The sequence below is a fragment of the Planomicrobium sp. CPCC 101110 genome (assembly GCF_007859395.1).
Classification (GTDB): domain Bacteria; phylum Bacillota; class Bacilli; order Bacillales_A; family Planococcaceae; genus Planococcus.
In genome coordinates this window covers 1286315-1309276 of record NZ_VOHD01000003.1, presented here as the reverse complement: position 1 = coordinate 1309276, position 22962 = coordinate 1286315, and the positions used below count along the sequence as shown (strand labels likewise).

The following is a 22962-nucleotide window of genomic DNA, read 5'->3' as shown; positions in this document are numbered from 1 at the left end:
CTCCCTATACTAAGTTGAATCGACAAGTGGATAAGTTGGACTACATATCATTGAACTGAAGAGTTTGTTCCAGGGGGGTTTCACTTTCCAGGCCGGCAAGGCTAGTTTGCAAAAATCAGTTGCGAAAGATGGCATTTCCTTTTTAAAAAAAAGAAACCCGAAGAACTGGCTTTCAGTTCTTCGGGGCAATAGAAAATCACGCGTATTGAGTTTCAACAACTGATGCGCATCGAGGGCAAAGAGTCGGATGTGCATCGCTCTGGCCGATTTCTTCGGAAATGGTCCAGCAGCGTTCACATTTTTCGCCTTCTGCTTTTTCGACAACTACAGCTACTTGGCTCAACTGAAGTGCATGTTCAGGAGCCGCTTCCTTGGCTCCGCCAAATTGGTATTGAGATACGATGAACAACTGGCCGACGTTGCTGTCGACAGACGCCAGCAAGTTGGCCGCTTCTTCGCTTCCGTAGACCGTCACTTTCGCTTCAAGCGACTTGCCGATCGTTTTCGCTGCACGCGCTTCTTCCAAAGCTTTCAGTACATCATCACGGATGCTCATGAACTGCGTCCATTTAGAGTCCAGATCTGCAAACAGCTGATTTTCCTGAACTTCAGGGAAGTCGGTCAACTGCACACTAGCTTCGTCCACAAAATCCAAATAGCCCCACATTTCATCAGCTGTATGCGGAATGATTGGTGCTGCCAATTTCAGCAGCGCCATCAGCGAATCGAACATGACTGTCTGCATAGCGCGGCGGTGCGGATGATTCGGCGCTTCGATGTAGACTACATCTTTTGCTACGTCCAAATAGAACGAGCTCAGATCGTTTGCGCAGAATCCGTTCAACGCATGGTAGATGGACGAAAATTCATATGTTTCATAGCCTTTACGAACAGTTTCCACCATTTTTTGAAGCTTCATCGCCATGTATTGATCCATTTCGCGCATATCTTCGAATGCAACGCGATGTTCTTGCTCATTGAAATCTGCCAAGTTGCCGTGAAGGAATTTCAGTGTGTTGCGGATTTTACGGTATACTTCCGATACTTGCTTGAAGTTATCGTCCGATACCCGTACATCAGCCGTATAATCCACTGAGGCTACCCATAGGCGCAAGATGTCCGCTCCCATTTGGTTCATCACTTTTGCAGGAACAATGACGTTTCCAAGCGACTTGCTCATTTTGCGGCCATTGCCATCCAGCGTGAAGCCATGGCTCAAAATGCTCTTATATGGTGCGATTCCGTTGATGGCTACACTTGTCGTAAGAGAAGAGTTGAACCAGCCGCGGTATTGGTCAGATCCTTCCAGGTACAAATCAGCCGGATAGGACAAATCTTCGCGTTCAACCAAAACACCTTGGTGAGACGAACCGGAGTCAAACCAGACGTCCATGATATCCGTTTCTTTTGTAAAAATTCCGTTCGGGCTGCTTGGATGTGTAAACCCTGGCGGCAGCAATTCCGCAGCAGTGCGCTCAAACCAGACGTTCGAACCGTTTTCGCGGAACAAGGTCGCGATATGATCAATTGTTTCATTTGTGATGATGGCATCGCCATTTTCCGCGTAAAATACCGGAATCGGAACACCCCAGACGCGCTGGCGGGAAATATTCCAATCGCCGCGGTCGCGCAGCATATTGAACAAACGCGTTTCTCCCCAGGCGGGAGTAAACGTTGTTTCGTTGATTGCTTTTAGAATCTGGTCACGGAAAGCTTCGATAGAAACAAACCATTGAGCCGTCGCACGGTAGATGACCGGTTTTTTCGTCCGCCAGTCATGCGGATAAGAGTGTGTGATGAACTCTAAATGCACAAGAGCCCCAACTTCTTTCAAAGCTTCAGTGATAGATTTATTAGCCTTATCATAGAACTGCCCTTCAAAACCTGGTGCTTCGTCTGTCATCACACCTTTTTCGTCAACAGGGCAAAGAACTTCTAAGCCGTATTTCTTGCCGACCAAAAAATCATCTTCCCCGTGGCCTGGAGCCGTATGGACAAATCCAGTACCGGAATCAGTCGTTACGTGCTCCCCAAGCATCATTAATGACGTACGGTCATACAGCGGGTGTTTTGTTAAAATATGTTCGAATGCTGCCCCTTTGAATTCGCGTACAACTTCGTAATCCGTCCACTCTACTTCTTTTGCCACTTCTTCCAACAAATCTTGCGCAACTACATACAGCGAACCATTTACGGAAACTTCAACATAGTTGAAATCTGCATGTGCAGTGATTCCAAGATTAGCAGGAATTGTCCAAGGAGTTGTTGTCCAGATCAGCACTTTCGTCCCTTCAGCCAAAACCCCTTTTCCATCTGTTACTTGGAACGAAACATAGATGGAAGGAGATTTTTTGTCTTGATATTCGATTTCTGCTTCAGCTAAAGAAGATTCACTTGAAGGAGACCAATATACCGGTTTTAACCCTTTATAGATATAGCCTTTGTTGGCCATCGATCCAAACACTTCGATTTGGCGGGCTTCATATGACGGTTTCAATGTAACATAAGGGTTTTCCCAATCGCCGCGCACTCCAATGCGCTTGAACTGCGTGCGCTGGTTATCGATTTGCTCATAAGCATATTCCTCACACAATTTACGGAATTCAGCAAGCGACAATTCTTTGCGGTTGACGCCTTTATTGGTCAAAGCCTGCTCGATCGGCAAACCGTGTGTATCCCAGCCTGGCACGTATGGAGCATGAAAGCCCATCATCGAACGTGAACGGACGATCATGTCCTTCAATACCTTATTCAATGCATGGCCCATATGAAGATCGCCATTGGCATATGGAGGTCCGTCATGAAGGATAAAATGAGGGCGGTCTTTTGTCCGGTCCAGAACTTGGCGATAGATATCCATTTCTTCCCATTTCTTTTGCATTTCTGGTTCCCGGTTCGGCAAATTTCCACGCATCGGGAAATCTGTTTTTGGCATTAATAACGTATCTTTATAATCCATTGCAATTCCTCCTGTAGGCATAATAAAAAGCTCCCCATCCCTGGTAAAGGGACGAGGAGCTTAAACTCGCGGTACCACCCTTGTTGCAGCTTGAACGCTGCCACTCGATCACCGTAACGTGGTGTAGACGGGATTGGATACTTAGTTTCACCAATCCAGCTCGAGAGTGATTTTCCTTTAACGATTTTTCACCAGGCTCCCACTATCCCTGGATCGCTTTGTCGAATCATCTAAAGTACTGTCTCTGTCCTTGCTTTTGCTATCGATAGTCCAGGCTCTCGCCTTCGCTGCCCTGAATATTAAATAATTATAGAAGTTGAATCCGTTTGCGTCAAGAACGGGAGTCGCTTTTCTCGTCTTCCAGCTTGTCCAGATTCGTCGTATCCACATCATATTCCATTAATGTATCCCAATCGTCTGTGTCGATCAAATCCAATTGCGCTTCAACAATCATCTTGAAACGGTTGCGGAATACTTTGGACTGTTTTTTCAATTCTTCAATTTCCATTGCGATGCGGCGCGCTTTTGTCAATGATTCGTTGACAATGCGGTCAGCGTTCTTTTCTGCTTCACGCACAATAAGTTTTGCTTCTTTCTGTGCATTGCGGCGCACTTCTTCGGCCGCTTCCTGTGCCACGAGAATGGACTTTTGAAGAGTCGTTTCAATCGTAGTGAAATGGCCGACCCGTTCGTCCGTCTGTTTCAGCCGTTCTTCAAGTTCCCGTTTCTCTTTCAGCAGCAACTCATAATCTTTGATGATTTGATCCAGGAATTCGTTTACCTCATCTTCTTGGTAACCGCGAAACCCTCGGCCAAATTCCTTGTTATGTATATCCAGCGGGGATAATGGCATTACGTGCACCTCTCCTTAACTTATCGTCGTTTCTATACATTATACAGTTCAATAGAACAAATTTCAGTATTATTTTGCATTTTTTCAAAGTCGCTTACTTGTTCGTGTCCAAACGTCCAATCTGCAGGCGGATTTTATCTTTTTTCGTTCGCCCTTCGATCATGCCGACTTTGATCCGGCCATACCCTCTAGAAGAGATCAAATCGGATTCGTGCAATTCGAACGATGGATGTTCCTGGACTGTCCAATTGACGCGCACTCTTCCTGCATGGATCAAAGACGCCGCTTTTTGACGGGAGATATTGTATACCGAACTGATGACCGTATCCAGCCGCAGCGAGCTGACTGTAAACGACTCTTCTGTCCATTCATCGACTGACGTTAAAAATTCCGCAGGATCTTCTACCGGGTTCAGCTGGACTTTCACTTTCGCCGCTGATACAAAGTTCGTCTGCAAATAAGCACTCACTTCTTCTGCTGCTGCAAATTGGATCCGTTCTCCTTCAATCCGGATATCGCCGAATTTTCCGCGTCCTAAACCGATGGACATCAAAGACCCTAAAATATCCGGATGCTTGAGCGTGACAAAACGCACCGGATATTTCAACTCGAACATTGTAACTTGAAAATCTTCCTGCTGCGGTTCGTAATATGACGGATAAAGCAAAACCCGTTGGCGCTCTGCTCCTTCAAACATGCCGGATGCAGCCATCCGGACATCGCTCGATCCAATAACCGCTTGGACGATAAAGCGTTCGCGCGGATCGAGAAAATCCGTCAGCTTTGGAGAATAACGGTCTTCCACATCGATGATCCATCCTGAAACTTGTTCAATAAACTGCTGTTCATCTTTTCTGAAATGCTGCAGCAAAGATTCCAAAGTGCCTGCCTCCTTTATATGAAATAGCTTTCAAGAAAAAAACCCCACGCAAAGTGAGGTTATTAATAAAAGTAGCTAAATAAAACTACAAGGCCGTTTCTGGCTAGATTCAATGCAAAAATAGCAATGATTGGAGAAAAATCAATCATGCCAAGCGGTGGAATAATTTTTCTGAAGATATCCAAATAAGGGTCTGTAACTTTTGCAAGCATCTGGCCAATGCTCGACTCCCTGGCATTTGGCAGCCAGCTCATTAAAATGCTGGCAATAAGCAAATACGAATAAATTTGAATAGCTGTTAGTAGTATTCCCAATAGTTCGCCCATTTATTCTTTAGCCACCTCTTTTATTGTTGATCATCGTAATAAAAATCCGATATGGCGCCGTCCACTTCTACAGTGTCAGGTACGCAAAGGAAGATGTCGGTTCCGATGCGCTGAATATCTCCACCGAGTGCATAGACCGTTCCGCTCAAAAAGTCGATGATGCGGAGGCCTTGGTCTTTCTCGATCCGCTGCAGATTGACAACGACCGCCCGTTTGCTTTTCAAATGTTCAGCTATGTCTTGCGCTTCAGCGTAAACCCGTGGTTCGACAAGATTGACTTTTGAAGACTTCATGGCGCTTTGCAGGCTGACAATGTTTGATACGGGCGTTTCAACCGCTTTTTGCCGGCGCTCTTTCGGCGTCTCTCTCACCTTCTGCACCGATGCCGGTTTTTCATAGCGTGGAGTTTGCTGAGGTTGTGGCTGTTGCTGCGGTTGTTCATCTTCGTACTCTTCTAAATAAAAGAAGTTTTTGAACTTGTTTTTTATGCTCATTTTCATCCCTCACTTTCCGTTCCTACTAATGCAGTTCCTATACGGACAAACGTTGCCCCTTCTTGAGCCGCAATCAAGTAGTCATTGGACATGCCCATGGAACATTCCGTACACGGCGCATGCTCCCAATTTTCAGCAGCAACTTCCAATTGAAGGGCTTTCAAGCCCTTGAAAACCTTCCGGATGGTTTCTTCATCCGCTGTATTGGGGGCCATCGTCATCAAGCCTACAACGCGGATTTTATCAAAAGCTTCCAAGGACTTGATAAATTCCAAAGTTTCTTCTGGAGCAAGTCCGCTTTTTGACTCTTCCTGCGAAACATTCACTTGAACAAAGCATTTTATTGGTTGGTTTGCCCGCTTCTGTATTTCCTTTGCCAAGCTTAACCGGTCAAGCGAATGCAAAAAATCGATTTGATTGATGACTTCTTTCACTTTCCGGGTTTGCAGCGTTCCAATAAAATGCCATTGGACATCGTCGGCAATAGCAGCGCGTTTTGCAGCCAAGCCTTCAGGGCGGTTTTCTCCAAGATGCCGGATGCCTGCATCGATCGCTTCTTTGGTGCGCTCGACTCCCACTTGTTTGGTAACTGCTATTACCTGGACTTCTTTTCGTATGTTTTGGATTTCATTATTCATCTGTTCAAAAACAGGTTTTATCGGTTTCATAAATTCACAACTTTTCTTTGCATGTTCAACTTATTGTATCAAGGAAAGCCTAATATATCAATTATCCCTTTCAGTTTAGGCTTCGGCGCCCCATAAAAAGCAACGATTTCTTGAACATCGGAATTTTAAAAAAACAGCTGCCTTAAAGGCAGCTGTTTGGATTAACGTCTTCTTTGGCGATTGCGCAAGAACGTAGGGATGTCTAACGCATCATCCTGTTGTTTTTCTTGGCGCACCGGCTCTTGTTGATAAGAAGGGACTTGCTCTTCACGGCGCTGTTCCTCGCGGCGTGATTCGCGGTAAGATGGCGGAGGCGTCTGCTGCTGAATCGATTGCACACGGCTGGAGTTCAAGCCAGACCCTCGCGGTGTTCTCGGCTGCAACTGCTCTTCGTTGAAGCCTGTGGCGATAACAGTTACAACAATTTCATCTTTTAAATTGTCATTGATGACAGAACCGAAAATCATGTTTACTTCTTCATCTGAGGCTGAAGCAACAATATCAGCTGCTTCCTGCACTTCATACAAGCTTAGGTTTGATCCGCCTGTAATGTTCATCAATACGCCTTTGGCACCATCAACGGAAACTTCAAGCAATGGGCTTGATACCGCTTTTTTGGCTGCTTCAGACGCACGGTTTTCTCCTGAAGAAACACCGATGCCCATCAAAGCAGAACCTTTGTTGGACATGATCGTTTTAACATCGGCGAAGTCCAGGTTGATCAATCCAGGAACGGCGATCAAGTCAGAGATGCCTTGGACACCTTGGCGCAAAACATTATCCGCTTCACGGAAAGCTTCAAGCATTGGTGTGCTCTTGTCAACGATTTCCAACAATCGGTCATTCGGGATGACAATCAGCGTATCGACTGATTCCTTCATCGTACCGATTCCGCCAATCGCTTGTGTCGAACGCTTGCGTCCTTCAAATGTGAACGGACGGGTTACTACACCAACTGTCAAAGCGCCTAATTCTTTTGCAATGCCTGCGATTACCGGCGCTGCTCCAGTACCGGTACCGCCGCCCATGCCCGCAGTGACGAATACCATGTCCGCTCCGCGCAATGCTTCTTCGATTTGTTCTTTGCTTTCTTCTGCTGCTTTTTTGCCGACTTCAGGGTTTGCCCCTGCGCCTAAACCGCGCGTCAACTTGCCGCCGATTTGCAGGCGGACTTCCGCTTTAGATAAGTTCAAAGCTTGAGCATCCGTATTTACAGCGATAAACTCAACGCCTTGGACACCATGTTCGATCATTCGGTTTACCGCATTGTTTCCGCCACCGCCAACGCCAATCACTTTTATTACTGCCAACGAATCTATTGAAGTATCAAATTCCAACATTCTTTTTCCTCCTAGATTGCAGGGCTTTCAGTAAACGCTCTGCAACGTTCATTTTATTCAAAGAATCTATCAAACATTTTCTTGGCCTTTGTAACTACACCTTCACCGTTTTGCTTTGGTTGTTTCGGCTGTTTTTGCACTTTCTGCGGCTGTGGTTCTTGTTCGACCTTTGCCGATTCGGATAATGCCACTCCGCTTCCGATGCGTCCGTAGAATACATCTTCCATATAAGCGTATTGGATCAAACCAACAGCCGTTGTATATTGCGGTTCCCGGACACCGATAAATTCCGGGGTGAACAACCGGACGCGAGTTTGCAGGATATTTCTTGCAAGTTCCGGCAGCCCTTCTAGCTTAGCCATGCCTCCAGTCAAAACGACACCTCCTGGAAGGTCCTGGACACCAAGACGGTAAAGCTCATCTAAAATCAATTCGAAAAGTTCTTCCAGGCGAACTCCGATTATTTCAGATATGTATTTTTGGCTGTATTGTTCCCTTGTATCCGATCCGATGACAGGCACTTCGAACAATTCGTCTTCTGAAGCATTATCATAGAAAGCATGGCCATACTCGACTTTAATTCTTTCTGCTTGATCCGTAGGAGTCTTCAAAACGATGGACAGATCTTTTGTAACATGGTCTCCCCCGACCGGAATAACCGATGAGGCAGACAAATGGCCGTTTTGGAATATGGCGATGGAGGTTGAACCGCCGCCAATATCGATGCACGCTGTGCCATGGTTTTTCTCGTCTTCTGTCAACGCATAATATCCTGCAGCTAATGGCTGCACATAAATATCCCGAATTTGAAGTCCGGCCTTTTCTACACATCTTAAAACATTATGCAGCATTGTTTTGGATGTCGTCACCATTGTACCATCCATTTCGAGGCGAATCCCAATCATACCCCGCGGATCTTTTATTTCATCCAGATGGTCCACAATATATTGTTCTGGAATGATATTCACCAATTCCCGTTCTGGCGGAATCGACATGACTTGGGCGGATTCCAGCACACGGTCCAAATCTTCATCCGTTATTTCACGATTCTCGCTGTTGACTGCTACGACGCCCTTAACTGGATGAAGAGCCACTTTACTGGCTGGAATTCCTAGAACCACTTCCTGTATCGATCTCCCGATCATACGTTCCGCCTGGTCGACAGCTTTTTTAATGGATTGTACTGTCGCATCTATATCAACAATCGCACCTTTTTTTATTCCATGGGATTTTACATTTCCGACGCCGATGACATGCAACGACTTATTGGCCATTTCCCCGATTAAGACTTTAACCGATGATGATCCAATATCTAAACTTACGTATAACTCTGATTGACTCAATTCGTAGCACCTCCTTATTAAACTGCAATTACTTACATTCTATTGTAAATTTTACACCTTGTCTAAGTATAATAGTGTAACTTTATAAATTTTCCTTCAATTTATCCAAGTGTTTCTCCAGCTTCTTTTTTATTGGCCCATTTTGCCAGTAAAAGCCTGCGAATAACGGCAATATTTTGAAATAACCTTACTCCGAAGGCAAAAATTGCCGCTAAATACAGATCGACTCCTAAATGCACTCCAAGGAATGCAAGGCCAGCTGCTAAAACAATATTAAAGAAAAATCCTGAAACAAACACTTTGTCGTCATACATATGCTGCAAATGAGCTCTTATTCCTCCAAATAAAGTATCCAAAGAGGCAAGAACAGCAATAGATAAATAGTCGGCATATTCCGGAGGGATTTGCATATCTGTCAAAAGCCCGAGCGAAATGCCTAATAGCAAGCCTAACACAGACAACCACATTGTTATTCCCCCTCTGCTTCTTTCAAATGCTGATAACTGATTTCGCCATCGTACGCTTCCACCACCATATCGTCTTTCGGTTCCGATACTGTGACAACCAGGTCGTCGATATAAAAATCATCCAGCAGCGGAGAAGATAACAGGTAATTATAAAGCTTTTCGGCATCTTCCGTGGAGCCCGCAACAATCTTAGCCGTAAAAGGCGGTGTTTGTATCGGATTGGCATTCACTGTTGTTTTGCCGTTAATGTCTCGTATGGCTGATGTGTTGACGAGCCGGTTTCCGTCAATCGATACTTCCAGATTGTTGAATGAGTTGACCGAATTGACAAACCGAATCAATAGGTCAGGTGAAATGCCTTCAATATTCTGCCCTAGGGCTACTGCTTCAGGCGAGGGCTCGATGGAGACTTCGATTCCCGGCCCGGCGGCTTCTGTCAAGCCCGCCAAGCTCCTCAACTCTTCTACCGTTTCTTTTAAGGCCTGTTCCGGGCTTGCTTCAGAAGCTGCTTCGTATTTTTCCAGCGTGCTGTCCATCTGGCTGATTTCCGATAACAATTCAGAGTGAAGCTGCTTTTCAACAGAAAGCTCTTGCCTAATCTCCCATACATCCCGTGTATCTCGGGAGTCAGGTTCATTGATCGTATTATATTGCACTGCCATCATCAAACCGATAACAAATAGTATGATTGAAAACCGGGAAAAGATTTTTTTTCTCATGCAATCCCTCCCTCACTTACGATTCCGTCAAAAAAGCCGGCATGAATATGGTCTGCCCCTCATCCAAAGTGACCACTACATTATCATTGACCAGCTGATCCATGACGCCCCCCGGCAGTTTTATGGATGAAGCCAGAACATCCGGCTTTCCGATGGCTGCAATAGTAAATGGAGCTGGATATTTCACTCCATCCACCGTTATGACAGGCCCTGTGCATACAATATGTGAATTGGCGTGGATGCGTTGGCCATTGATCGAAACGGCCTCTGCTCCAGAAATGTACAGCTCGTTAATGACTTGGAAGATATGGCTCTCATGAACAATATAATCATTTGGATCCACAGAACTCGGATTGTATTCGCCATCTTGGAGAGTTACGGTCAAGCCGCTCCCTTCCACCGGCAGCAAGCCAAGAACCCGGCGAAGCTCTTCGGCCTCTTCCGCATAATCGGTGTTGCGGCTCTCCCCTTCCGAGAAGGATTGTTCAAATTCCTGGACTGCCGCTTGTTTTTTCTCTAATTCTTCACGCAGTGCTTTGTTGCGCTCCTGCTGTTCAATCAATTCTTTTCGATACTGCTCTTCTTGCTCAAAAAATGCCCCGCCAGTAAATTCACTTGATCTTTCCTGAGATTTAGAAAGGCTATACGAATAGGAAAACATAAAGCCAAGGACTAAAAATACGAGTGAAAAGATAATCGATTTACTGAACTTGGACCGGTTATTCCGGGGTGATTTCTTCATCTTCGACTCCTTCCTTCGGAGGACCGTATACGTCATCATAGGAACGGAAGTAGATTCCAACTTCCATGTCGATTACACCTTTTTGGCTCTCTTTGAGCTGCGCGATTACTGATGGATAGTAATTCAAATTTTCGGCAAGCGTGCTTAAAATGGTGCGGACTTCATTTCCGTCATTCATGTACAACGTAACATAAGATGTCTCTGTTTCTTCTGACGCGAGTATGACTTGGGAGATCAAGTTATACACTTCGGCATCAATTTCAGACAATTGAGAGACCAGTTTTTTCCGGGCCTCGTCATTTTCGAAATTGGAGAAAATAGGCCCATCAATACTGGAAACCGGTTTTTCGACCGTGTAGCCATTGGACAGGACCATTTGAAAATTGTTTTCCCTTTCCAGATATCCGATCTTTTCAAATTCATCGACGTTAATATCTACGCCGGTCAGCCACCTTTTCTCTACTGTCGCATCTTTGACCCATTCCAAATCGTTCAAGCGCTTTTCAACCGCCGATTCTTTAAAAGACCACATCGACTGGCCGACTGCCAATCCGCTGGCTTCCAAGTAATCGTCTTTTTCATACACAGCAGCGCCAGCAACTGCGATATTTTGAATTTCACTGTGTTTTGACTGGCTGTAATAAAGAATAGCAAGAAAAACGAGAAAAATAACAAGCAGAGCCACGAACTTGCGATTGGTTCTTTTTTTCCGCCGCTCACGGAGCGTCGGGATGCGTTCTTCGATATCAATCACTTTGTCCATAATTGCTGCTCCTTATCTATTAATCGTTCGTTTCGGTCAATTGTTTTACTGCGTCGATAAAAGCATCGCCACGGATTTCGAAACTGTCATATTGATCCCAGCTTGCGCAAGCCGGAGAAAGCAAAATGGTATCGCCGCTCGCTGAATGGCGAATCGCTTTTTCAACTGCATCATGCATCATGCCCGCCTTTTCGACTTCCGGCACTCCGCACTCTTTTGCAAATGCCGCAAATCGGTCTGCTGTTTCCCCGAAAGTGATCAGCACTTTTACCCGATCCATGTATGGACGCAATTCTTCAAGTGAATGATTGCGTTCCAACCCTCCGGCCAGCAAAACAATCTGTCCCGGAAAAGCTTCAAGCGCGCTTTTTGTCGCCAATGCGTTGGTCGCTTTGGAATCGTTGTAGAACTTACGTCCTTTCCAGTTAACGATAAACTGCGACCGGTGCTTCACTCCTGTAAAAGACGTCAACACGCGGTGGATGGTTTCTTTCGTGCTTCCCCATAAAAGGGCGGCGGCTGTAGCAGCCAGTATATTTTCTAAATTGTGCTGGCCGCCCAGCATGATTTTGGACCGCTCGATCAATTTTTTGCCTTGCCAATAAACAAATTTATCATCAGCGCTGATACTGTGTTCAGTTCTGCCCTTTAGTGTGAACGGAATCCCTTGGGCTGTGCAAGTTGCCGCATGGGCCGCCAGCACCGGCTGATCAGCATTGTAGATGAAATAATCTTCCGCGGTTTGATTTTGCGTGATTTTCATCTTGGAAGCCGCATAATCTTCAACCGTACCATGATAATCAAGGTGGGCTTCGTATAAATTAGTGATGATGGCAATATGAGGACGGAAGGTTGATGTCCCTTTTAATTGGAAAGAAGACAGTTCCGTCACAACAACATTTTCCGGAGTCGCTTTTTCCGCAACTCCGCTTGCCACCGTTCCAATGTTCCCGGCAATCAACGGTTTTTTGCCATCTTGGTTCAACATATGGAAAAGCAAGGTAGTCGTTGTCGTTTTGCCGTTTGATCCGGTAATGCCGATAAATGGCGCCTCACTGATCAGATAAGCAAGTTCGATTTCTGTCCATACCGGTATTTCTTTTTCCAATGCCGAACGGATCAAGATGTTCGTGTAAGGAATTCCAGGGTTTTTCACGACGATTTCAAAACCTTCTTCGAGAAGCCCTTCAGGATGCCTTCCGCAAATCACGGTTACGCCCATGTTCAATAATTCCTGGGCTTCCGGATTTTCTTCAAACGGCTTAGAATCATTGACCGTAACAAATGCCCCTAGTTTATGAAGCAGGCGCGCCGCTGTAAAGCCGCTTTTTGCAAGTCCCAGAACCAATACTTTTTTTTGATATACATCTTTTATATTTTTCATTTACACTACCTCCAACGAAACAACGATAACTGCTGCCACTAGTCCGACCAGCCAGAATACTGTAACGACTTTCCATTCTGACCAACCGCTTAATTCGAAATGATGATGGATTGGGCTCATTTTGAAAATGCGTTTTTTTCTAAGTTTGAAACTGCCGACTTGCAGGATAACCGATAAAGTCTCCAGCACAAAAACCAACCCGATGATCAATAGCAGAAATTCTTGTTTAAGCAAAATGGAAACGACAGCCAATGCCCCGCCCAATGCAAGAGATCCAGTATCTCCCATGAAGACTTTTGCCGGATATTTGTTGAAAACCAAAAATCCGATCAATGCTCCCGCTACGGTAAAAGTGAAAAGAGCAATTCCCATTTTGTCTTGGTAAATGGCCAATACGCCAAACGCTGCAAACGCGATTGATGCCGTACCAGCCACCAACCCGTCAAGGCCGTCCGTTAGATTGACTGCATTCGAGAATCCGACCAGCCAAAAAATAAGGAACAATACATACAAACCTGACAGTTCAATAGAAACTGAAGTAAATGGAATTGTTAACGCAGTATCAAAATCGATGCTATTCAGCAAAAAGAACGATACAACCGCAATAACAATTTGTGCAGCCAATTTTTGGATGGATGTCAATCCAAGATTGCGCTTCAATACAACCTTGATAAAGTCGTCCAAAAATCCGATCAAGCCGAAACCGAACAGGACCAGCAACAAAATCATAATTTCCGATGTCAACAAATCTGCGATCAATGCCACGATCAGTGTAGTGGCAATAATGGCAATCAGGAATACAAGGCCGCCCATTGTCGGTGTACCCGTCTTCTTCATATGGGATTGCGGGCCTTCTTCCCGTATGCTTTGGCCGAATTTCATTCTTTTCAGCAAAGGAATGAAAATCGGCATTAAAATTACAGTCATAACTAAGGCAAAGCCAAAACCAAGCAACATATCAGCGTTCATTTGAGAGCTCCTTTAAACACGGTATCAACCAGATGTGTCTTCTATTATTTATATTTTTGTTGTTTACTCTTCTGTTATATCTTCTTCAACTTCTTGTTCTACAGTTGCCTCTTCAGCAGGAGATTCTGCTGTTTCTGCATTTGTGCCGTCTGCTGCAGGAATCCCTTCAGGTCCATCCGCCATCTTCACTTTGTAAGAATCTTCAGGTGTCTGCAATTGAATGACGAGCGGATCTTCCGGTGAAACTTTAGCGCCTTTTGATAAGCTTTGGCTTACCGCAAACCCTTGGCCCACAATTTCGAGCGATAATCCGCTAAGCGATTGGTAAGCCAATAGTTCACGTTTGGACCAGCCAGTGAAGTTCGGCACCACGGCTGTTCCCCCTGTCTTCAGGATCACTGTCCCGTTTTCGAGCACCGTTTCTCCCGCAGCCGGGTATTGCGCTTCGACTTCAGACGACGATCCGGTTTTCACAACTTTAAGGCCTTTGTCCTTCAATTCTTTTGCAGCTTCTTTTGAGGACTTTCCGCTATAATCGGCTAATTCAACCGACCTTGCTGTCTTCATATCTTCCGGTTCGATGTTCATATGCTTCAGCCCATTTTCCATTACAGAAGTGAAGATTTTTGACACAGGCACAGAGCCATATTCATTTGCCGGCAAATCGGGCTGCTGAACACCGATGTAGATAAGCAGTTCCGGATCTTCCGCCGGCGCCATGCCGAGGAAAGAGAAAAGATAATTGTTTCGGCCCGTCATATAGCGGCCGTCTTTTCCTGGGATTTGTGCAGTTCCGGTTTTACCGGCAATTGTGTAATCCTGCAGTGCAAAGCCTGCGGCTGAACCATGTTCTGAAGTAACAGTTGATGCAAGGATTTCGCGGACTTCTTTTGCCGTTTCTGCGGATATCGGCTGTCCTGCTTCTTCCGGTTCGCCTTTCATGGTTACTTCCCCTGTATCCGGATTCTTTATTTGATCGATAATATAGGGTTTCATCATGACGCCATCATTAGCAATGGCAGATGCGGCCTGAATCAATTGAATTGGTGTGACAGTCGATCCTTGACCGTACGTTAGAGTAAGCACATTGCTCGCATACTCATCAAGGATTTTCCCTGATGCCTCGTGAGGCAAATCAATTCCTGTTTTTTCCCCAAAGCCGAATGCATCTATATATCTCAGGAAGTTCTCTTTTCCGATTCGTTCCAGCAAATATGCCATGGAAACGTTGGAGGAGCGTTGGATTCCTTCCAAGAAGGTGATTGTCCCCCATCCTTCACCATAATTATGGTCTCCAATCACATCAGGGCCCAATTTATATGTGCCTGATTTGTATGTGGCATCCGGATCCCATTTCCCTTCCTCAATCGCCGAAGCTATTGTAAACATTTTCATCGGAGAACCTGGTTCGATTGTCAGCTCGATGCTTTCATTCAACCAGTTGTCAGACAATCCTTCACGTGTATTCGGATTGAAAGTCGGCCGTTGGGACATGGCCAGGATTTCACCTGTTTTCGGATCCGCGATAACCGCAATCATCCGTGTTGGGTCATATTCTTTTTGTACAGTCGACATGGCATCCTCAAGGAAATTCTCCAATGTCTTATCGAGGGTCAATTGCACGTCTGATCCATCGACTGCCGGTGTCACTGCCGACTCGCTATTAGGAAGCAAATAACCCCACTTATCGGTATCAAACTCCATTTTTCCGTTCTTCCCAGTTAACACCTCATCATGGATCGCTTCAAGACCCATTTTCCCTTTTGTAACAATTTGCCCATCGTCAAGCTCTTCTTTCATGGCAAAGCCGATCAAATGGGAAGCAAATGCGCCGTTCGGGTAAAGGCGTTTCAAATCTTTGACGAATAATATACCTGGGAGCTCTTCTTTTTCCATTTCTTTCATTTTGGTATGGCTAATCTCCCGGCCGGCAGACCCAAATTCAACTTGATACAAGTCTTTTTCCACACCGTTCTCCAGTATCGCCAAAATGCTTTCACGCTCTGCACCCAGATGTTCCGACAGCACATCAGCCGTTTTTTCGACATCCACGACATGCCGCGGGTCACTTGCTTTTTGTGTAGCCGACTCGTCCAATACGGCTACTAACCGATATGTCAACGTATCTTCTGCGATGACTTCTCCGTTCCGGTCAAGAATCTTCCCGCGTTCAGCTTTCAGCACTTGTTCCTGGCTGTATTTTGCTGCCGCTTTGGCCGCCAACTCCTGGCCTTCCACTTGTCCCGTTGCCTGAATAGTTACAATTCTAGCGAATAAAAGGAAAAAGAGCCCTGCAAATAACAAAAATAGCAGAAAGGCTCCCCATTGAAATCGAAACTTTTTTTTCATTGTCCTGGCACTACCTTTACATTTTGCTCATTTGATTTTAGGCCCCGCTCTTTAGCTATACCCATAATGCGCTCATATGTAGAGTTTTCTTTCATTTGTACAGACAAATCTTTGTTTTGTTTCGTTATTTCGTCGATTGAATGTTCGATTGTTTGGATTTCTTGAGTAGACGATTGGATGGCGGATTGGTTTTGAAGAACCAATAACGCACACATTACGAGTGCGGCCAGAAATGAAAAATACAAAACTTTCTCGCCTGTTGTAATGGGACTCTTTTTCCGTACCGGTTGCCGCTCCGGGTTTTGAGGAACGGCCGGCTGTTGTATGTAGGTTTCTTTAGTAGCATTCAACGCCATTTGAACACGTCCTTACTCTCTTATTTTTTCTGCAATTCGCAGCTTTGCTGACCGTGACCGGTTGTTTTGCGCAAGTTCTTCTTCTGATGGAAGAATGGGTTTTCTTGTGACCAATTTCAGAATCGGTTCCATTCCTGCTGGAATCATAGGCATGTTTGGCGGCAATTCAGGCAATGAGGACGCTTCCTTGAAAATCGTTTTGCAAAGCCTGTCTTCTAGCGAGTGGAACGTAATTACACTGATTCTCCCGTTTACTGCCAACAATCCGATAGCATCTTGCAGCGATGTTTCAGCTGCTCCCAGTTCATCATTGACCGCAATTCGGATAGCTTGAAACACCCTTTTCGCCGGATGTCCGCCAGTCCGTCTCGCAAAAGCGGGAATACCGTCTTTGATGCATTCAACCAATTGTCCGGTCGTTTCGATCGGCTGTTTTTCTCTTGCTGCTTCTATTTTTCGTGCAATCTGTTTTGAAAACTTTTCTTCGCCGTAACGGTAAAATATTCTTACTAGGTCTTCATACGGCCAATCATTGACAACATGATAAGCGCTCAATTCAGCTGACTGGTCCATTCGCATATCTAAAGGGGCATCATTATGGTAACTGAATCCCCTTTCAGGAGTATCGAGTTGGGGAGAAGAAACGCCGAGGTCATATAAAATGCCGTCAACTTTCTCTACACCCCGCATGGCAAGCTCTTCTTTAATGAATTTAAAGTTCGCGTGAATAAACGTGATCCTATGTAAGTAGTTTTGCAGTCTCTCTTTTGCGTGTGTAATCGCTGTTGTGTCTTGGTCAAAACAATAAAGATGACCCTCATCTGAAAGTTGCTGTACCAAATATTCACTGTGCCCCGCTCCGCCAAGCGTGCAGTCCACATAAATACCGTTAGGGCGAATGTTCAGTCCATCAACAGTTTCTCGAAGTAAAACCGTAGTGTGGTCGAACAATCCAATCCCTCCGTTCAATTTTTAAAAATCAAAATCCGCCAAATTCTCCGCAATGTCATTAAACGAATCCTCAGATTCAGCGAAATAGTCTTCCCATGAATCTTTTGCCCAAATTTCAAAACGATTGGACACTCCTAGGACGATGCATTCTTTTTTAAGTTGCGCATATGAAAGCAATGTTGAAGGAATATTGACGCGCCCTTGTTTGTCGAGCTCCACTTCCGTAGCTCCAGAAAAAAAGAATCGGGTGAAAGCACGGGCGTCTTTCTTAGTGACCGGCAGCTCTCTCAGCTTTTCTTCGATCTTCTTCCATTCATCCATTGTGTAGCCAAATAAGCATTGATCAAGGCCTCGGGTAATGACAAAATTTTCTCCGAGCTGTTCACGGAACTTAGCCGGTATGATTAATCGACCCTTTGCATCAACGCTATGTTGATATTCGCCCATGAACATTCCCTTCACCCCACTTATTGTAATTAATGTACCACAATCCCCCACTTGTCACCACTTGTTTTTGAAATATTTCATGAATGTTACATAATTTCATCTCATTATGTCTTCTTGAGACGCAAAAAAGCCTGCCGAGGCAGACTTTAGCTAGTTACAGATAGATTATTTTGTGATTTTTGTCATATGGAATTCGCAATTTCAATATATCTTTTACCAGTTCCTCCCCATACAGATTCATATAGGGAAACGGGTTGTAGATCCGTTCTTGGAATCCGTTATTCGGGAGCAGTTCATTTTCAATAAATGCATAGTGGTTGAACTGGGTGCTATGCTTCAGCATCACTTCATCCTGGAGTTTATTCTTAAGGAATGTCAGCTGCTTCAAATGAATCTGCAAATTCTTCTCAACAATCGGCTCCAGCCCTTTACTGACTTGCATGAACTGCTCTTTGACTTCCTCGTATTCGGCTTCTATTTTTTCTTTCAGACTGTCAACCAATGATTCCGCCTTTTTCTCACGAATTGCATCTTCCAACTCAGCCTTCAAAGCCGTTATTTTCCGATCATTGACCACGTCCATGAAAGTGAGATTGTATCTTTTCAGCAGCGTTTCAGTTTGCCGAGTGATCAATGTCATATTCAAGCGAGGCATCACAACAGGCATTTCCATTCCCAACAAGTTGAATGCTCCTTTGAACGCCGCCCAGTAAGCAATTTCACCTGGTCCGCCGACGAACGCCAAGACTGGAAAAACCATTTCCTGCATGATCGGCCGGGTCACGACATTGTTGCTCAACCGTTCAGGAGATGTTTTCGCGATATCCATCAGCTCCTCATAAGTGAACGACACTGCACCATTGTTGCCAAAGAACCTGCTTCCTTCACGCTGAAGCAAAATCCGCTCTCCTTTTACTGTAATGAAAAGATTGGCGGCGTCTTTTTCAGCACCGATAACGGCGCTATATCCGTCCTTCGCCAGAGCTTGCTCTGTCTCATAGACAGTCGCAGCGATTTCTTCCGATTTCTCGATCAGCTTCTCGAAATAAACGGATTCATACTGCCGAAGTTCGGGAAAAGCCGCATCGATATAAAGCAGCCCTTCTTCGCTGAAAAAATAATTCAAGATTGCTGCAAAGAAATCCGTGAATGTTTCCGCTTTTTCCAAGTAAGAGAACACTAGCTGGTGAAGGCTTTTTGAATGTTCCGTCTCTGGCAGGCTGCGGAAATATTCTTCCAAGAAAGTCCGGACTTTATCATGATTCAAGACAGCGGTGGAGGCGGAATTTTTTCCGTATTCCGCATGCGGAAAATTCAACTTATCCACACGATGGTTCACTTCCCGGTACAAATGGCTGATTTCTGCCAAGTCATGGTCTTCGCCAGCTATCCAGAAAACCGGAACAACCTTCGTCTGCAGCTGCTCAGAAGCTTGTTTTGCTAATACAATCACGGAAATCGCCTTATGTACGGTATAGAGCGGACCAGTCAAAAGCCCCGCCTGCTGGCCAGTAACTATTACAGGCGCCCCGTTTCTAAAATCGTCCAAATGAGCCGATGCCGCTTCGGAAATCCCATTCGGTTCCATGAAATTGCGCATAATCCTGCTGAGTTTTTCTCTGTCTGCAGCATGGGTGCGAAGTTTCTCCAACCTGGCACTGAATTCCGACTGGAGCGGTTCGTACGAAAAATATCGGCGAATCGTATGCTCGCCATGTATGTAATCCCTCATCAATTTGCTCGGTGGAGCTGTATAGTGTTGTTCTAACCTCATGAAAAAAAGTCCCCTTTTCCCTTTACATTAACTTTTACTATAGCAGACCAAAACAAACTTGAAAAAATATTTGGCTTGCAAAGAAAAGCGCAGGCGCCTGTGCAGCCCCGACAAGCGCTGGAGGGCTTGCCGAACATGGCGGTTTCTGCCATGGACGGAGAGACCGAAGCGGCCTCGAGGGGCTAGGCGACGGAACTGGACAAAAAAAAACCGCCCTGGATTTCTAACCATAAAAAATCGGCAGAGCGCTATTGAAGTGCGCCAGGCCGACCTTAAGCTCCGTAATTGTCCAAAAGAAAACCGCTGACTGTATAAAAGAAACCCGCCATCCAAATAACAAAGTAAGCGAAAGTCAAAACCAGAAAATACATTCGCCATGTTTTGCGCAAAAAGGCCGGAATGTTGATTTCTTTTGTACTCTTCCATTCGACGACCAAAAAGCCGATGGCAAGCAAAATTGCGATAAAAACAATAAGAACCGACGCTTTATAATTCCATACCGCATAAATCATCACTGGTATAGCAAAAAATAGCAGCAGTGTCGTGAAATCTGCGGCTACTGCAAAAGCTTTACGGTGCAAAGCTTTGCGTGCAGCTAAAAAGATTAGAATGAAGGCGATAAATGGAGCAAAGATAAAAACGGCTCCAATAGTTTGTATGATAATCATCACTTATACCTCGTAGGATTTTAATAACTGATATACCGATTGCAGTATCGGCAGCTCTTTTTTTGAACGGTTTAATGTGTACAATAAGATTGTGTCCAGCTCCATTTTTTTGCCTGCTAATTTATCGGCAAGCATCGAGGAAGTGTTTTCGGATGTTGAATTGCAAAGTGCAGCCACTTCTTCAAACGGCAGCAATGAAACCATTTCAGGAAAAGCATCGGCCAACTCCTCATACATCCTTTCCAGCAATGCAAAAGCATAGGGGTTAGACAACAATTGTCCGTTTTTCAACTCCATCAGCGCTGTCAGCGGATTGATCAAAGCATTCAACAACACCTTTCGGAACAGCAATCGGTCAGCATCGTCATGCCATTCCGCCCGGACTCCGGGCATTGCTGTCAGCGGCCGGAAGATGTTCCCCTCGCCTTTTAACAAAGCGAATTTATAGACTCCGTTCCCAGTGTGGCGGATTTCATGGTCGCTTACCTTAACTACGCCATGCTCGACACTGGCCGCTGCAATATTCGTTTGTGGAAGCTTTGTGATAGTTTCAATATGAAGCATTCCATTTTGCAGAAAAACAACCGGGTTGGTCAATGCTCGAGTTTGCAAGAAAGGGAGTACGTTTTTCAAACCGTCATATTTTACAGCTACAACGACATATTCTTCAGGTGCAATGGCCTGCCAGCCGGTGTTAGCTGTTATATTGTAACGGACGCCCCCTTTTAATACGCCTTGCCCGTTGATCAGTTTCGCCTGCTCTTCTCTCCGCACAATAAGCTGTACTTCGTTGCCTGCGTCTTTCAGCAGACAAGCTGTCAGCAAACCGACCGCCCCTGCTCCAACAATGGCGAATTTCATCCCCTCCGCCTCCCGACGCGTCAGTATTTTCGCTTATAAAAAAGCCTGCCTGTAAAAGGCAGACTTTACAATTGATTTTATTATACCGGAAAAACTCCATGTTTTCGATATGGCATCGGCAAATCTTTTGTTTCATAGTATGCGAAGCGTTGCACAAGAACTTTCCTCAATTCATGGGGTGCTACAATTTCATCAATGATCAGTTCTGAAGCCAATTTATATATATCGATTTCCTCTTTATACTCCTGATGTTTTTGCTGCACATATTTCAAGCGTTCTTTCGGATCTTCAATCGCTTCAATTTTGTTTGAGTAAACAGCATTCACAGCCGCTTCTGGCCCCATGACGGCAATTTGCGCGGTCGGCAGCGCAATACATACATCAGGTTCAAATGCCGGGCCTGCCATGGCGTATAGGCCAGCACCGTATGCTTTACGGACAATGACTGAGATTTTGGGCACCGTCGCAGAACTCATGGCTGCAATAAACTTCGCACCGTGGCGGATAATTCCCGCCCGCTCCACTTTCGTCCCGATCATGAAGCCTGGCACATCAGCCAAGAACAGGAGTGGAATCGAAAATGCATCGCATAGATTTATGAACTTTGCCCCTTTGTCGGCAGAATCACCAAACAATACCCCGCCTTTCACTTTCGGCTGATTGGCCAATATCCCGACCACTTGGCCGTCAATCCTGGCGAGGCCGGTTATCAATTCACCTGCAAAGAGTTTTTTGATATCGAAGAAACTGCCTTCATCAACCAATTGGCCAATCAATTCATACATATCAAAAGGAGCATTTTGATTTTCCGGTATGATTGCTTCAAGCGGCCGTCCCTCTTTCACTGCTATTCCCGCGATTTTTTCCGGTTTGGATGCAAAGTTTGCCGGAAAATACGCCAAGTAGCGGCGGGCTTCAGCGATAGCCTCTTCTTCGGTGGCAACAAGCACATCACCTACACCGCTGACTGTGCAATGCATACGTGCTCCGCCCATTTCTTCGAGGGACACTTTTTCGCCGATGACTTTCTCGGCCATCCGCGGCGAGCCCAAATACATTGATGCGTTTCCTTCGACCATGATGACGATATCGCAAAAGGCCGGTATGTATGCCCCGCCCGCTGCTGAAGGACCAAACAACAAACAAATTTGAGGAACCATCCCTGACATTCTCACCTGATTATGGAAAATCCGTCCCGCACCCCTACGGTTTGGAAACATATCCAATTGGTCCGTGATGCGTGCTCCTGCGGAATCAACAAGGTAAAGCATCGGCACTTGCATCTTTTCAGCGGTTTCTTGGATGCGGATGATTTTTTCCACAGTCCGTGATCCCCATGAACCGGCTTTGACAGTCGAGTCATTGGCCATGACACAAACCGTCTCGCCTTTTACTTTGCCGATTGCTGTTACTACACCATCCGCCGGAAGGTCTCCCGCTTCTACATTGGCGAAACGGCCATCTTCAATGTATTCCCCGCTGTCAAACAAAAGATTCAAGCGGTCACGGACAAAAAGCTTATTGCTCTCTTTCATTTTTTCATGGTATTTGGGATGTCCCCCAGCGAAAATTGTTGCCAGTTTCTGTTCCAGCCGTTCGTTGTATCCTGTCGTCTCGCTTGTTTTTGTCATAATACGCTTCCCCTTTGC

General features: G+C 45.4%; 22 protein-coding genes and 1 other annotated feature. All 22 genes read right to left on the bottom strand.

Features of this window, described 5'->3' with window-relative positions; translation table 11 throughout:
• Positions 1-196: 196 nt before the first annotated feature.
• Positions 197-2959, bottom strand: coding sequence for an isoleucine--tRNA ligase (ileS, locus tag FQV30_RS06365; protein ID WP_146499259.1), 2763 nt, complete (start codon positions 2957-2959; stop codon positions 197-199).
• A 44-nt stretch (positions 2960-3003) separates the two neighbouring features.
• Positions 3004-3219, bottom strand: a binding site (T-box leader).
• Between the two features lie 71 nt (positions 3220-3290).
• Positions 3291-3812: a DivIVA domain-containing protein gene (locus FQV30_RS06360; protein WP_146495652.1), complete on the bottom strand. Its 522-nt coding sequence runs from the start codon at positions 3810-3812 to the stop codon at positions 3291-3293.
• A gap of 94 nt (positions 3813-3906) precedes the next feature.
• Positions 3907-4692, bottom strand: a complete 786-nt coding sequence (locus FQV30_RS06355; protein WP_146499258.1) for a YlmH family RNA-binding protein — start codon at positions 4690-4692, stop codon at positions 3907-3909.
• 62 nt (positions 4693-4754) lie between these two features.
• A complete protein-coding gene (locus FQV30_RS06350) occupies positions 4755-5018 on the bottom strand; it encodes a YggT family protein (protein WP_146499257.1) in 264 nt (87 codons plus the stop codon).
• Positions 5019-5038: 20 nt separating this feature from the next.
• Positions 5039-5512: a cell division protein SepF gene (locus tag FQV30_RS06345; RefSeq protein WP_146499256.1), complete on the bottom strand. Its 474-nt coding sequence runs from the start codon at positions 5510-5512 to the stop codon at positions 5039-5041.
• A gap of 2 nt (positions 5513-5514) precedes the next feature.
• Positions 5515-6180 carry a YggS family pyridoxal phosphate-dependent enzyme gene (locus FQV30_RS06340; protein ID WP_146499255.1) on the bottom strand — a complete coding sequence of 222 codons (666 nt, stop codon included), beginning with the start codon at positions 6178-6180 and terminating at the stop codon, positions 5515-5517.
• Between the two features lie 161 nt (positions 6181-6341).
• On the bottom strand, positions 6342-7520 hold the full coding sequence (gene ftsZ / locus FQV30_RS06335) for a cell division protein FtsZ (protein ID WP_146495662.1): 1179 nt from the start codon (positions 7518-7520) through the stop codon (positions 6342-6344).
• 53 nt (positions 7521-7573) lie between these two features.
• Entirely contained in the window at positions 7574-8863 is a 1290-nt protein-coding gene (ftsA, locus tag FQV30_RS06330) for a cell division protein FtsA (protein WP_146499254.1), read from the bottom strand.
• Between the two features lie 101 nt (positions 8864-8964).
• Positions 8965-9330 (bottom strand): small basic family protein, encoded by a 366-nt coding sequence (locus FQV30_RS06325; RefSeq protein WP_146499253.1) that lies wholly within the window; start codon positions 9328-9330, stop codon positions 8965-8967.
• A gap of 2 nt (positions 9331-9332) precedes the next feature.
• On the bottom strand, positions 9333-10049 hold the full coding sequence (locus FQV30_RS06320) for a DUF881 domain-containing protein (RefSeq protein WP_146499252.1): 717 nt from the start codon (positions 10047-10049) through the stop codon (positions 9333-9335).
• A 16-nt stretch (positions 10050-10065) separates the two neighbouring features.
• Complete coding sequence (locus FQV30_RS06315; RefSeq protein WP_146499251.1) at positions 10066-10791, bottom strand: DUF881 domain-containing protein; 726 nt, start codon at positions 10789-10791, stop codon at positions 10066-10068.
• On the bottom strand, positions 10769-11554 hold the full coding sequence (locus FQV30_RS06310; RefSeq protein WP_146499250.1) for a cell division protein FtsQ/DivIB: 786 nt from the start codon (positions 11552-11554) through the stop codon (positions 10769-10771). Before FQV30_RS06310 ends, FQV30_RS06315 begins: the two co-directional genes overlap by 23 nt.
• 19 nt (positions 11555-11573) lie before the next feature.
• Entirely contained in the window at positions 11574-12938 is a 1365-nt protein-coding gene (gene murD / locus FQV30_RS06305; protein WP_146499249.1) for a UDP-N-acetylmuramoyl-L-alanine--D-glutamate ligase, read from the bottom strand.
• Positions 12939-13907, bottom strand: coding sequence for a phospho-N-acetylmuramoyl-pentapeptide-transferase (gene mraY / locus FQV30_RS06300; RefSeq protein ID WP_146499248.1), 969 nt, complete (start codon positions 13905-13907; stop codon positions 12939-12941).
• Between the two features lie 63 nt (positions 13908-13970).
• Entirely contained in the window at positions 13971-16256 is a 2286-nt protein-coding gene (locus FQV30_RS06295; protein WP_146499247.1) for a penicillin-binding protein, read from the bottom strand.
• Positions 16253-16612, bottom strand: coding sequence for a cell division protein FtsL (gene ftsL / locus FQV30_RS06290; RefSeq protein ID WP_146499246.1), 360 nt, complete (start codon positions 16610-16612; stop codon positions 16253-16255). The genes FQV30_RS06295 and ftsL overlap by 4 nt, the downstream gene beginning before the upstream one ends.
• A 12-nt stretch (positions 16613-16624) precedes the next feature.
• The gene (rsmH, locus tag FQV30_RS06285; RefSeq protein ID WP_146499245.1) at positions 16625-17563 is read right to left on the bottom strand and encodes a 16S rRNA (cytosine(1402)-N(4))-methyltransferase RsmH; all 939 of its coding nucleotides are present in this window, start codon (positions 17561-17563) and stop codon (positions 16625-16627) included.
• Positions 17564-17584: 21 nt separating this feature from the next.
• Positions 17585-18016 (bottom strand): division/cell wall cluster transcriptional repressor MraZ, encoded by a 432-nt coding sequence (mraZ, locus tag FQV30_RS06280; protein ID WP_146499597.1) that lies wholly within the window; start codon positions 18014-18016, stop codon positions 17585-17587.
• Between the two features lie 148 nt (positions 18017-18164).
• Entirely contained in the window at positions 18165-19784 is a 1620-nt protein-coding gene (bshC, locus tag FQV30_RS06275) for a bacillithiol biosynthesis cysteine-adding enzyme BshC (protein WP_146499244.1), read from the bottom strand.
• A gap of 272 nt (positions 19785-20056) precedes the next feature.
• Positions 20057-20452 (bottom strand): DUF3397 family protein, encoded by a 396-nt coding sequence (locus FQV30_RS06270; RefSeq protein WP_146499243.1) that lies wholly within the window; start codon positions 20450-20452, stop codon positions 20057-20059.
• Between the two features lie 3 nt (positions 20453-20455).
• Positions 20456-21313: a 2-dehydropantoate 2-reductase gene (locus FQV30_RS06265; RefSeq protein WP_146499242.1), complete on the bottom strand. Its 858-nt coding sequence runs from the start codon at positions 21311-21313 to the stop codon at positions 20456-20458.
• A gap of 80 nt (positions 21314-21393) precedes the next feature.
• Positions 21394-22944, bottom strand: coding sequence for an acyl-CoA carboxylase subunit beta (locus tag FQV30_RS06260; protein WP_146499241.1), 1551 nt, complete (start codon positions 22942-22944; stop codon positions 21394-21396).
• Positions 22945-22962: the final 18 nt, after the last annotated feature.